Origin of the sequence: Salarchaeum sp. III, from assembly GCF_036418315.1 — an archaeon.
Classification (GTDB): domain Archaea; phylum Halobacteriota; class Halobacteria; order Halobacteriales; family Halobacteriaceae; genus Salarchaeum.
Genome location: NZ_JAZHPG010000009.1, coordinates 1 through 11,509 on the forward strand (window position 1 = coordinate 1; position 11,509 = coordinate 11,509).

The 11,509-nt window shown below is 68.2% G+C and carries 12 protein-coding genes; 6 read left to right on the forward strand and 6 right to left on the reverse strand.

The window, feature by feature from the left end; all coding sequences use genetic code 11:
* Positions 1-67: 67 nt before the first annotated feature.
* From dnaJ to U3A55_RS00485, 3 genes are all read right to left on the reverse strand, one after another.
* Positions 68-1,222 (reverse strand): molecular chaperone DnaJ, encoded by a 1,155-nt coding sequence (gene dnaJ, locus U3A55_RS00475; RefSeq protein WP_330989552.1) that lies wholly within the window; start codon positions 1,220-1,222, stop codon positions 68-70.
* Positions 1,223-1,246: 24 nt separating this feature from the next.
* Positions 1,247-3,178 (reverse strand): molecular chaperone DnaK, encoded by a 1,932-nt coding sequence (dnaK, locus tag U3A55_RS00480; RefSeq protein ID WP_330989553.1) that lies wholly within the window; start codon positions 3,176-3,178, stop codon positions 1,247-1,249.
* A 138-nt stretch (positions 3,179-3,316) separates the two neighbouring features.
* Entirely contained in the window at positions 3,317-3,916 is a 600-nt protein-coding gene (locus U3A55_RS00485; RefSeq protein WP_330989554.1) for a nucleotide exchange factor GrpE, read from the reverse strand.
* A gap of 84 nt (positions 3,917-4,000) precedes the next feature.
* Here U3A55_RS00485 and U3A55_RS00490 point away from each other — a divergent pair, with 84 nt between their 5' ends.
* Complete coding sequence (locus tag U3A55_RS00490; protein WP_330989555.1) at positions 4,001-4,216, forward strand: hypothetical protein; 216 nt, start codon at positions 4,001-4,003, stop codon at positions 4,214-4,216.
* The gene (locus U3A55_RS00495; protein WP_330989556.1) at positions 4,213-5,547 is read left to right on the forward strand and encodes a DEAD/DEAH box helicase family protein; all 1,335 of its coding nucleotides are present in this window, start codon (positions 4,213-4,215) and stop codon (positions 5,545-5,547) included. The genes U3A55_RS00490 and U3A55_RS00495 overlap by 4 nt, the downstream gene beginning before the upstream one ends.
* Here U3A55_RS00495 and U3A55_RS00500 read toward each other — a convergent pair.
* Complete coding sequence (locus U3A55_RS00500) at positions 5,544-5,903, reverse strand: hypothetical protein (protein WP_330989557.1); 360 nt, start codon at positions 5,901-5,903, stop codon at positions 5,544-5,546. The two genes, U3A55_RS00495 and U3A55_RS00500, sit on opposite strands and share 4 nt — an antisense overlap.
* A gap of 72 nt (positions 5,904-5,975) precedes the next feature.
* Between U3A55_RS00500 and U3A55_RS00505 the strand changes: the two genes are divergently transcribed.
* A complete protein-coding gene (locus tag U3A55_RS00505) occupies positions 5,976-7,475 on the forward strand; it encodes a DUF790 family protein (protein ID WP_330989558.1) in 1,500 nt (499 codons plus the stop codon).
* Here the strand turns inward: U3A55_RS00505 and U3A55_RS00510 are convergent.
* Positions 7,472-7,975, reverse strand: a complete 504-nt coding sequence (locus U3A55_RS00510) for a DUF7122 family protein (RefSeq protein ID WP_330989559.1) — start codon at positions 7,973-7,975, stop codon at positions 7,472-7,474. The two genes, U3A55_RS00505 and U3A55_RS00510, sit on opposite strands and share 4 nt — an antisense overlap.
* Positions 7,972-8,877 carry an RsmB/NOP family class I SAM-dependent RNA methyltransferase gene (locus U3A55_RS00515; protein WP_330989560.1) on the reverse strand — a complete coding sequence of 302 codons (906 nt, stop codon included), beginning with the start codon at positions 8,875-8,877 and terminating at the stop codon, positions 7,972-7,974. The genes U3A55_RS00510 and U3A55_RS00515 overlap by 4 nt, the downstream gene beginning before the upstream one ends.
* An 82-nt stretch (positions 8,878-8,959) precedes the next feature.
* On the opposite strand from U3A55_RS00515, the gene U3A55_RS00520 reads away from it, so the two are divergent.
* The 3 genes from U3A55_RS00520 to U3A55_RS00530 form a co-directional block, all read left to right on the forward strand.
* Complete coding sequence (locus U3A55_RS00520) at positions 8,960-9,706, forward strand: proteasome assembly chaperone family protein (RefSeq protein ID WP_330989561.1); 747 nt, start codon at positions 8,960-8,962, stop codon at positions 9,704-9,706.
* A 369-nt stretch (positions 9,707-10,075) separates the two neighbouring features.
* Positions 10,076-11,197, forward strand: a complete 1,122-nt coding sequence (locus tag U3A55_RS00525) for a pyridoxal phosphate-dependent aminotransferase (RefSeq protein ID WP_330989562.1) — start codon at positions 10,076-10,078, stop codon at positions 11,195-11,197.
* Between the two features lie 32 nt (positions 11,198-11,229).
* The coding region (locus U3A55_RS00530; RefSeq protein WP_330989563.1) for a molybdopterin-binding protein at positions 11,230-11,509 on the forward strand (280 nt) is incomplete at its 3' end.

The following is an 11,509-nucleotide window of genomic DNA, read 5'->3' on the forward strand; positions in this document are numbered from 1 at the left end:
GCTCGCGGGAACAGGTTTTGCAAGCGGGGGTTCGCCGAAGGCGAAACCCCCGGGGTAAAAAGGTGGGTTAGAAGGAACTTCTGAGTTTCTCGAAGAACCCCTGGTCAACGTCGATTTCTTCGCCGCCGGCTTCGGCGAAGGCTTCGAGGGCGTCGCGTTGTTCCTCGTTGAGGCTATCGGGGGTGACGACCTGAACGGTGACGTAGAGGTCGCCGTGGCCGCGGCCGCGGAGGTGCGGCATTCCCTTACCCTGAAGGCGGAAGCGTTCGCCGCTCTGGGTCCCGCCCGGCAGGTCGAACTCGGCGCTCCCGGTGACGGTGGGGACCTCGATGGTGTCGCCAAACGTGGCCTGCGGGAAGCTGATGGCGTGGCGGTGGTGGAGGTCGTCGCCGTCGCGTTCGAAGTCCGGGTGGTCGTCGACGTCGACCTCGATGAGGAGGTCGCCGTTCGGCGCGCGGCGGTCGCCGGGCGCGCCCTCGCCGTCCATGCGGAGGGTCTGGCCGCTCCGGATGCCGGCGGGGACGTTCACGGTGAGCGTGGCGTCGCGTTCGACCTCGCCCTGGCCGCTGCACGTGCTGCAGTTCTCGCTGTAGAGTTCGCCGTCGCCGCCGCAGCGCCGACACGTCTGCGTTTGCTGGACGCGCCCGAGCGGCGTCTGCTGGGTGCGCGTCGTCTGCCCCTGACCGTTACACTCCGGGCACGTCCGCACGTCGGCGTCCTCGGGATGACCGGACCCGCCGCAGTCGGGACACGCCTCGGGTCGTCGGATCGTCACCTGTTTCTCGACGCCCTCGTAGGCGTCCTCGAGGTCGATACTGAGGCGGGTGCGGAGGTCCTGGCCGGGCTGGGGGCCGCCGCGGCCCTGTCCGCCCATCCCGCCGAAGAACTGGTCGAAGATGTCGTTCATCCCGCCAGCACCGCCCTGACCGCCGAACGGGCCACCGGCGCCGCCCATGCCGCCGGCGCCGCCGTCCTGGTCGAACCCGCCGCGCTTCTCCGCCTGCGTGAACCGCTCGTGGCCGAGCTGGTCGTACGCCTGACGCTTCTCGTCGTCCGTCAGCACTTCCTTCGCCTGCTGGAGTTTCTTGAACTGCTCCTCCGCGTCGGGCTCGTCGCTCACGTCGGGGTGGTACTTCTTCACCTGCTGCCGGTACGCCTGCTTTATCTCGGACTCGTCGGCGTCCCGACTCACCCCGAGCACGTCGTAGTAGCTCTCAGTCATCGATGCTGGCGAATACGGGAATAGTTAGTTGTCCTCGTCGGTCGTCTCGTCGTCGGACGAGTCGCTCTGCGTCTCGTCAACGTCCTCGAAGTCGGCGTCGACGAACTCCTCGCCGTCACCGCCTTCCGCGCCCATGCCGCCGGGGCCGGCCTGGCCGCCCATGCCGCCCATCCCGCCAGCGCCCGCGCCGCCGGCCGCGCCGGCCTGCGCCTGCTGTTGCTGGTAGGCCTGCTTCCCGATCTCCTGAAGCGTCTCCGTCAGGTCTTCGGTGGCGGACTGAAGGTCTTCCGTGGACGCGTCCTCGTCGTCGAGCACGTCCTCGACATCGGCGATGGCGGCTTCGACTTCCTCACGGGTGTCGTCGTCCACCATCTCCTCGTTCTCGTCGAGGAGTTTGTTCGCGCGCTGCACCGCGGACTCGGCCTCGTTCCGGGCTTCGATGTGTTCGCGGCGTTCCTCGTCCTCTTCTTCGTGCTTCTCCGCTTCCTCCTGCATGCGCTCGATCTCGTCGTCGCTGAGACCCGCGCCGCCCTCGATGGTGATGTCTTCCTTGTTGCCCGACCCCTGGTCTTCGGCTTCGACGTTCACGATGCCGTCGGCGTCGATGTTGAACGTCACTTCGATCTGGGGCGTTCCCGCGGGCGCTGGCGGGATGCCGGAGAGCTGGAACGCGCCGAGGAGTTCGTTCTCCTCGGCGATTTCACGCTCGCCCTGGAAGACGCGAATCTGCACCGAGGTCTGGTTGTCGGCGGCGGTGGTGAACACCTTCGACGCCTCGGTCGGAATGGTGGTGTTCTTCTCGATGAGGCGCTCGAACAGGCCGCCCTTCACCTCGATTCCCAGACTCAGGGGCGTCACGTCGAGCAGGACGATGTCGTCGACTTCGCCGGAGAGCACGCCGCCCTGCACGGCCGCGCCGAGCGCGACGGCCTCGTCGGGGTTGACGTTCTTCTTCGGCTCCTGCCCGGCGAGTTCCTCGACTTGCTCCTGGACCTGCGGCATCCGCGTGGACCCACCGACGAGCACGACCTCGTCGATGTCGTCCTTGGAGAGGTCCGCGTCGGCGAGCGCCTGCTCCGTCGGGCCGACCGTCCGCTCGATGAGGTCGCTCGTGAGGGATTCGAACTTCGCTCGCGTGAGGTCCTTCTCCAGATGGACTGGGCCGGAGTCCGTCGCCGTGATGAACGGGAGGTTGATAGTCGTCTCCTTCCGACTGGAGAGTTCGATTTTCGCCTCCTCGGCGGCGTCCTTGAGGCGCTGGAGGCTCTGGCGGTCCTCGCGGAGGTCGATGCCGTGTTCGTCCTCGAACTCGTCCGCGAGCCACTCGATGATGGCCTCGTCCCAGTCGTCGCCGCCGAGGTCGTTGTCGCCGTTCGTCGCGAGGACCTCGTGGTAGCCCTCGGCCATTTCGAGGACAGAAACGTCGAACGTGCCGCCGCCGAGGTCGTAGACGAGAATCGTCTTCTCGTCGCCCTCGTTAAACCCGTACGCCATCGAGGCGGCGGTGGGTTCGTTGATGATGCGCTCGACCTCGAAGCCCGCGATTTCACCGGCGTCCTTCGTCGCCTGCCGCTGGCGGTCGTTGAAGTACGCGGGGACGGTGATGACGGCCTTCTCGATGTCGTCGCCGAGGTAGTCCTCGGCGTCGCGCTTTATCTTCTGGAGTATCATCGCCGACACCTGCTCGGGCGTGTACTCCTCGCCGTCGAGGTCGACCGTGTAGTCGTCCTCGCCGATGTGGCGCTTGATGGACGCGACGGTCTGCTCCGGATTCTGGACGGCCTGGTTCTTCGCGGGTTTGCCGATGAGGCGTTCGCCGTCGTCGAACGCGACGACGGAGGGCGTGGTGCGGTCGCCCTCAGCGTTCACGATGATTTCGGGGTCGCCTCCCTCCATCACGGCGAACGCGCTGTTCGTGGTACCGAGGTCGATACCGAGAATTTTCTCGCTAGCCATCTTGGTAGCGAATAAGCCGCGCGTTTCGTTTAAACCTTGCTAGTGTGAACGCCTACCACGACCGCCGTACTCCTCGAAAACAAGCGTTTCGGAGCGTTCCACGGCCCGCCGTCACTACCTTTATGTCGAAGCGGTAGGCTACTCGTCGGCGACGGTGACCTGCGCCGGCCGCAGCACCTTCCCACCCATCTCGTAGCCGGGCCGATAGACGTCGACGACAGTCCCCGCGGACTGGTCGCTCTCGACCCGCATCATCACCTCGTGGCGGTTCGCGTCCACGTCCGTCCCGGGGTCCGGAGCGATCTCCTCGACGCCCTCGTTCTCCAGCACGCGGTCGAACTCCGAGAGCGTCATCTCCACGCCCTCGCGGAGCGAGTCGGCGTCGTCAGTGTCCTCCTCCAGCGCCCGCGCGAGGTTGTCCCGCACGTCCAGCATGTCCTCAACAAGACTCTCGGTCGCGCGCTCCTCTATCTGCGCCTGCTTCTTCTTCGCGCGCTTCTTGTAGTTCTGGAAGTCCGCCTGCACGCGCTGCGCGCGCTCCTCGAGGTCCGCGACCTCGGATTCGAGTTCCTCGTTCTCGGCGCGGAGTTCCGCCGCCTCCGCGGCGAGCGCTTCGACTTCGGCGGCCAGCGCGTCGTCGTACTCGGCCACGCGCTCCGCGAGCGTCGGCTCGGGCGCGGCGTCGTCGTCCGCGTCGGGAGCGGGCTCGTCGGCGCTGGTGGCTTCCTCGTCACTCATACTCCGTGTCTGGACCGCGCTCGCGTATAAGGATTTCAGAACGCCACGAGAAAGGCCCATTAGCCGGCGCGCCCCAGATGGGGTATGAGCGATACGGACCCCGAGTTCACCGCAGCGGGCGTCGGCGCGGGAATCGCCGTCGGCCTCTCCATCGGCGTCGCCCTCGGCGTCGCCCTCGACAACCTCGCGCTCTGGATGGGCGTCGGCGTCGCGATGGGCATCTCCTTTTCCCTCGCGTTCTCGCAGGCGCTCGCGGACGAAGCGGACGAGACGAGCGACGAGGACGAGCGAGCGCAGTGACTCGACTCGCCTTCGAGGACGGCACGGTGCGCGTCGAGGGCGCGAGCGACCGCGACCTGCCGGGCGTGGAGTCGGACGAACGCACCGACACCGGCCGCGCGCCCGCGTACCGGTACGCCGCGATTCGGAAAGCCCTGGAGGACTCCGGAGTCGCGTACGAGGACGACGTGCTCCGCGACGCCCCGCTGGAAGTTTCCTCCGCGTACGAACTCCGCGACTACCAGCGCGAGGCCGTCTCGGCGTGGCGGGACGCCGACCGCCGCGGCGTCATCGAACTCCCGACCGGGTCGGGGAAGACGGTTATCGGCCTGAACGCCATCGAGTCCGTCGCGCGGAGCGCGCTGGTGGTCGTTCCCACGGTCGACCTGCTCGTGCAGTGGCGCGAGGAACTCGAAGCCGAGTTCGACGTGCCCGTCGGCCAACTCGGAGGCGGCGAGCAGGAGGTCGAGGACCTCACGGTCGCGACGTACGACTCCGCGTACCTGCGCGCGGACGACCTCGGCGACCGCTTCGGCCTGCTCGTCCTCGACGAGGTCCACCACCTCGGTGGCGAGGGGTTCCGGGACATCGGCCGGCTGTTCGCGGCGCCCGCCCGCCTCGGTCTGACAGCGACCTTCGAACGCCCGGACGGCGAGCACGCGGTCATCGAGGACCTCGTCGGCCCCGTCGTCTACCGGCTTTCAGCAGACGATTTGGCGGGCACGCACCTCGCGGACTACGACATCAAGCGTCGGTCGGTTCCGCTCACTGACGAGGAGCGCGAGCGCTACGAGGACGCACAGGGGACGTTCACGGACTACCTGGAATCGTCGAACATCCAGTTCCGGTCGGGCAGCGACTATCAGGAACTCGTGAAGCGCTCCGGGAGCGACCCCGAGGCCCGCGAGGCGCTACTGGCGAAACAGCGCGCCCGCGAAATCGTCCAGGAGTCGGAGAACAAAGTCCGGAAGCTGGAGACGATTCTCGGCCGGCACAGGGAGGATAGAATCATCGTGTTCACGGCGTCGACCGACCTCGTCTACCGGCTGAGCGAGCGCTACCTGATTCCCGCCATCACGCACGAGACGGGCGCGTCCGAGCGGCGGCGCGTCCTCGATGCGTTCCGGCGCGGCGACTACTCGCGGGTGGTGACGGCGAACGTCCTGGACGAGGGCGTGGACGTGCCGGACGCGAACGTCGCCGTCGTGTTCGCGGGGTCCGGAAGCGAGCGCGAGTTCACCCAGCGATTGGGGCGCGTGCTCCGGCCGAAAGCGGACGGCGGGCGCGCGCTGCTCTACGAACTCGTCTCCGAGGACACGGCCGAAGAGCGAGTGGCGGCGCGGCGGCGCTAGTCGCCGTCGTCGGCGCGGCGAACGGTCGCGCTCGCGCTGAACGACCCGACCTCGCCGTACTGCATGTCGTAAGGCACGGTGACGGTGCGGGTGGCGTGCGCGTCGAGCGTCACTTGCCGGAGTTCGACGGACTTCTCGCCGTTCATGTTTGCAGTGACGTAGACGATGCCGGACTGGCTGGTGTCGCCGGTGTTCGTCACGGTGACCTCGACGGCGAGTCGGCCGTCCTCCATCTCGACGATTGTGGTGCCGTGCGTGGAGAGCGCGAACTCGGACCCCTCACCGGACGTACATCCGGCGAGGCCGCCTGCGACGGCCACGGCCGCGCCGCGCCGGAGGAACGCGCGTCGGTTCATACGAGTGGGTTCCGGCCTCCGCGGAAAATACTTTCTGTCAGCCTTTTACCCGTCCCCGGCGTACGTGAAGGCGTGCTGACGAAGGACCTGCTACGGGTGTCGCGCCGGGGCGGCGGCTACCAGCCCCGGTTCGCGGATTTGGGGAGCGAGTCGCTCGCGGCGCGCGTGCTCGGCACCTACCAGGGGCACGTCGGGAAACCGCGCGAGTCCGTGCAGGGCGCGCTCACCGACCTCGAGCGCGAGAGCGAGGACTTCAAGCTCGTTCGAGGGTTCGCGGCGCTCGTGGAGCGGGACGCGACGTTCGAGACGCGGGCGGACGTGGACCCGGAGCGCGCCCGCCGCGCGGCCTTCCGCGCCGCGGAGGACGTGGGCGTCGTCACCGAGGGCGAGCGTGAGACGGCTCTCGCACAGGCCGCGGACCGCCTCGACACCGACGCGGACGCGCTCGACCGGTCGCTGTACGCGGACCGGGAGTCCCGGCAGGTCCTCGTTGCTGTGGACGCACGCTGGACGCCGGAAGAACTCGTGGCGCAGTACAACCTCTCGCTCGCGCAGACGGCGCTGTTCGACGCGACCGAGGTCCGGGTGCGGACGAGCGACCCGCGCGGACTCGTCTCAGCCGTGAAGCGCCTCGGGTTGCTGTACGAAATCGTGAAAACCGACGACGGCCGGGAAGTCGTCCTCACCGGCCCGGACGCGCTCTTCCGCGCGACCAGACGCTACGGCACGCAGTTCGCCAGAGTGTTGCGGGCGGTCGTGGACGCCGACGAGTGGCAGCTCGACGCGACCATCGACGACCGCGGCACCGAACGCCGACTGGCGCTGTCGAGCGACGACCCCTTGCGCGCGCCCGGCGTCGAACCCGTCACCGACGTGTCCTACGACAGCGGCGTCGAGCGGGAGTTCGCGGCGGCGTTCGAGAGCCTCGACCTCGACTGGACGCTCGTCCGCGAACCCGACGTGCTCGACGCGGGCGACCGCGTGATGATTCCGGACTTCGCGTTCGAGTACGACCACGCGGACTTCGAGGTGCTGTTCGAGATTATGGGGTTCTGGACGCCGGAGTACGTCGAGAAGAAACTAGAGCAGTTGGACGCGGTGGACGAGGAACTGCTCGTCGCGGTGGACGAGTCCCTCGGCGCGGGCGAGGACATCGAACTCCGGGACCACCGCGCGATTCCGTACACCGGGTCGGTCCGCGTGAAGGACGTTGTGCAGGAGTTGCGCGCGTACGAGGACGACCTCGTGGACGCGGCGGCCGCATCGCTCCCCGACGAACTCCGACCGGACGCCGACGTGGTCACCCTCTCGACGCTCGCGGACGAACACGGTGTGAGCGAGGACGCAGTTGAGCAAGTGGAGTGCCCTGAGCACCGCCAGGTGGGGCGGACGCTCGTCCGGCCGCGCGTGCTCGACGCGCTCGCGGACGACCTCGACGCCGGGATGGCGTTCAGCGATGCCGAGGATGTACTCGACGAGTACGGGATTTCGGACGCGAGCGCAGTGCTCGCGGAACTCGGCTACCGGGTCGCCTGGGAGGGACTCGGCGGCGGCGCCCTGCGGGAGCGCTAGAACTCGCGGCGGCGGCCCTTCGGCACCATCGACTGAAGCGTCCCGTACGTGAACAGGCCGACGCCGATGGGTTCGATGTCGCCCGCGAGTTCGTGTGCGGCGACGAGGTACCCCCAGTCACCGTCCCAGTCGAGGTCCTGGTCCTCGCCCGCGACGAACCGCTCCGCCTGCTCGCGGTCGAGTTCCACGACGTTCCGCGTGGCGTCCTGACAGAACCGCTGAACGCCCGCAGTCGTCGGCTTCCAGTGCTCCTGGCGCGTGCGCAGGATGTTCAGTCCGAGCGCCTCCACGGGGACCGGCGGCTCCGGGTTCGCCGGGAGCGCCCACACCCGCCCCGCGCCCTTCTCCCAGAACGTGTACCCGTCGAACAGCGACGGAGCGACGCCGAACCGGTCCGTCCACCACTCCACCACGGACTCCCGGGACGGCCGGCCCTCGACCTCGCGGTCGTCGGCCGTTTCGGGCAGTCGGTCGAACTGCGTGCTGTCGTTTCCTCTCATAGCGTGAGTTTCGCCGCGAAGAACCCGCCCGTGTCGTTCTGGTGCGGGTAGAAGCGCTTCGCGTTCGTCAGCGACTCGTCGTACTGTTCCCCGTTCCACTCGGTGAGGCCGTCGTCGTGGTCGAGCGCGATGCCGTACGGCTCGACGGAGAGGTCGTCGAACTCGCCGAGAACCGCGTCCACGACCGCCTCGTTCTCCTCCGGAGCGAACGTGCACGTCGAGTAGACGACGGTGCCGCCGTCGCGCGTGAGTTCGACGGCGCGCCGCAGGATGTCCGCCTGAAGTCGCGCGAGGTTCCGGCTCGCGCTCGGACTCGCCTCGTCCAGCGCGTCGAGGTTCTTCCGAATCGTCCCCTCGCACGTGCAGGGCGCGTCCACGAGCACGCGGTCGAACTCGTCTACGTCCACCACGCTCGGGTCGAACCGGCGCGCGTCCGCGTTCGTCACCGCCGCGCACGTCACGCCGAGCCGGTCCGCGTTCCCGCGGAGCGCGGACAGCCGCCCGAGGTTGTCGTCGTTCGCCACGAGGAGTCCGGTGTCGTCCATCAGGTCCGCGAGCTGGGTCGCCTTACTGCCGGGAGCCGCGCACGTGTCCCAGACCGCCTCGCCCGACTGGGGGTCGAGGACGCGCGCCGGAATCGCCGACACCTCCTCCTGGCCGTGCACCCAGCCGTGGACGTACGGCCACGTGTTCCCCGGTTTCTCCGTGTCGAGTTCGAGCACGCGGTCGCTCCAGTCGCGGCGCGTCACCGCCACGCCCGCCGCCTCGAACGCGTCCACGGCGCGCTCCACGCTCCCCGTGATTCCGTTCACGCGAACCACCGTCGGGAGCGGGCGCTCGCACGCGTCGAGGAACGCCTCGAAGTCGTCGATGATCGGCTCGTACCGCCGCAGCGCCTCCATTGCTAGCGTGGTGGGGGAGCGCGCGCTAATGCGTTTCGTCTCCGCCCCACGAATTATGTAGCCACCCCTCGTCGGTCCGCGTATGGCTCGAGTTCGCGAGAAAACGGACGTATCCCTCGACGACCCGATGCTCGTGGAAGGACTGCCCGGCGTCGGTCTCGTCGGGAAGATAGCGACCGACCTCCTCGTCGACCAGTTCGGCATGGAGTACGTCGCCAGCATCGACGCCGACGGCATCCCCCGCGTCGCCATCTACGACGAGAACAAGCGCGGCATCGAACCACCCGTCCGCATCTACGCCGACGAGGAACGCGACCTCCTCGCCCTCCAGAGTGACGTACCCGTCTCCCGCACCGCCGCCGTCGACTTCGCCGACAGCGTCACGAACTGGCTCACCGATGTGGACGCCACCCCACTCTACCTCAGCGGCCTCCCCGTCGAGGACCAGACGCCCGACGAAGTCCCCGACATCTACGGCGTCTCCACGGGCGACGCCGCCAGCCTCCTCGACGAACAGGACATCCCCACCCCACCCGAGCGCGGTGTCGTCGGCGGCCCCACCGGCGCGCTCCTCAACCGCGCCGGCGAAACCCACCTCGACGCAGTCGGTCTGGTCGTCGAGAGCGACCCCCAGTTTCCCGACCCCGCCGCCGCGAACCAACTCATCTCCAACGGCATCGAACCCATCGTCGGCATCGACGTCGCGACCGACGAACTCGTCGACCGCGCCGAAGAGATCCGCGAGCAGAAAGAGAAACTCGCCCAGCGCATGCAGCAGGCCGCCGAAGAGGAGTCCAGTCAGGCCCAGCCGATGCGGATGTTCCAATGAACCGTTTTCCCGCTCGGGTCAGCGCCGCGCGCTGACCGCTCGCGGCAAAACCCTGCTCCCGTGAGCGAACGGCGACGCCGTGAGCAAGGGGGAGCTAGTCAGAGCGAAGCTCTGACGCTGCACGAAAAAGGGCGGTCGCCTTCGGCGACCGAGAATCTCGCGCTCCGCGCGAGAACACGTGGTGGCTGTTTCGTTGACGGCGAACGTTTATCAGTGAGAGCGCGGCCAGTCGTGGCCATGTATTGACGAGCAGGGTCGTGTCGGAGCGCGAAACCGGCGGTGACGCTGGCACGACCACGAAGAGAGTTACCGCCTGTTCGCAGTTCCTGAAGCCGTAGGTTTATACGGATTCTCGCCGCGTCCGTACGTATGACGGAGTTCTCCGAGCGCGTCGAAGCCATCTCTATCAGCGGCATCCGGGAAGTGTTCGAGGCGGCGAGCGAGGACGCTATCAACCTCGGCATCGGCCAACCGGACTTTCCGACGCCACAGCACGCGCGGAACGCCGCCGTTGACGCCATCCAGGCCGGGAAGACGGACGGGTACACGTCGAACTACGGGATTCCCGAACTCCGGGAGGCGATTCGGGAGAAACACGAGCGCGACAACGGCGTCACGGTGCCCGAAAAGGGCGTCGTCGCCACCGCGGGTGGGAGCGAAGCACTCCACCTGGCGCTGGAGGCGCACGTCGATGCTGGCGAGGAAGTGCTCTTCCCCGACCCCGGGTTCGTCGCGTACGACGCTCTCACGAAACTCGCGGGCGGCGACCCGGTGCCGCTCCCCCTGCGGGACGACCTGACGCTCGATCCCGCGACGGTCGAAGAGTACATCACGGACGACACGGCGGCGTTCGTCGTGAACAGCCCCGGCAATCCCACGGGGGCCGTGTCGCCGCCCGAGGATATGCGGGAGTTCGCGCGCATCGCCGACGAGCACGACGTGCTCTGCATCAGCGACGAGGTGTACGAACACATCGTCTTCGACGGCGAACACCGGAGTCCGATGGAGTTCGCGGAGTCGGACAACGTCGTCGTGGTGAACGCGTGCTCGAAGACCTACTCCATGACTGGTTGGCGGCTCGGCTGGGTCGCGGGAAGCGAGCGGCGCGTCGACCGCATGGTGCGCGTCCACCAGTACGTGCAGGCGTGCGCGAGCGCTCCCGCCCAGTACGCGGCCGAAGCCGCGCTCTCCGGCTCCCAGGACCCCGTTGACGAGATGGTTGATGCGTTCGAGGAGCGGCGGAACGTGCTTCTCGACGGCCTCGAAGACATGGGCCTGGACGTGCCGACGCCGTCCGGTGCGTTCTACGCGTTCCCGAACGTGCCGGACGGTTGGGTGGACGCCGTGATGGACGAGGGCGTCGTCGCCGTCCCCGGCGAGGCGTTCGGCGAGCGCGGCCAGGGATACGCACGGCTCTCGTACGCGAACGGCGTCGAGAACATCAAGGAGGCCGTCGAGCGGATGCGGCGCGCGACGAACCGCGTGCGATAACTCTTACCCGTCCGCCGCGCTCACGCCGTGGTATGGAAGTCGCGTTACTCACGGTCGGGGACGAGCTCCTCGCGGGGGAGACGGAGAACACGAACGCGTCCTGGCTCGCGCGCCAACTCACGGAACGCGGCGCGACCGCCACGCGCGTGCTCGTCGTGCCGGACGACCACGACGCCATCGCCGCGTACACGCGGAAGTGGCGCGAGCGGTTCGACGCGGTCATCGTCACGGGCGGCCTCGGCGGGACGCCCGACGACGTGACGATGGACGCGGTCGCGGACGCCGTGGGTCGCGATGTCGTGGTGAGCGACG

Excerpts from the sequence above, each read along its gene's own strand:
- dnaJ (WP_330989552.1), bottom strand. The coding sequence starts at position 1,222 with ATGACTGAGAGCTACTACGACGTGCTCGGGGTGAGTCGGGACGCCGAC.
- dnaK (WP_330989553.1), bottom strand. The coding sequence starts at position 3,178 with ATGGCTAGCGAGAAAATTCTCGGTATCGACCTCGGTACCACGAACAGC.
- U3A55_RS00485 (WP_330989554.1), bottom strand. The coding sequence starts at position 3,916 with ATGAGTGACGAGGAAGCCACCAGCGCCGACGAGCCCGCTCCCGACGCG.
- U3A55_RS00490 (WP_330989555.1), top strand. The coding sequence starts at position 4,001 with ATGAGCGATACGGACCCCGAGTTCACCGCAGCGGGCGTCGGCGCGGGA.
- U3A55_RS00500 (WP_330989557.1), bottom strand. The coding sequence starts at position 5,903 with ATGAACCGACGCGCGTTCCTCCGGCGCGGCGCGGCCGTGGCCGTCGCA.
- U3A55_RS00510 (WP_330989559.1), bottom strand. The coding sequence starts at position 7,975 with ATGAGAGGAAACGACAGCACGCAGTTCGACCGACTGCCCGAAACGGCC.
- U3A55_RS00515 (WP_330989560.1), bottom strand. The coding sequence starts at position 8,877 with ATGGAGGCGCTGCGGCGGTACGAGCCGATCATCGACGACTTCGAGGCG.
- U3A55_RS00520 (WP_330989561.1), top strand. The coding sequence starts at position 8,960 with ATGGCTCGAGTTCGCGAGAAAACGGACGTATCCCTCGACGACCCGATG.
- U3A55_RS00525 (WP_330989562.1), top strand. The coding sequence starts at position 10,076 with ATGACGGAGTTCTCCGAGCGCGTCGAAGCCATCTCTATCAGCGGCATC.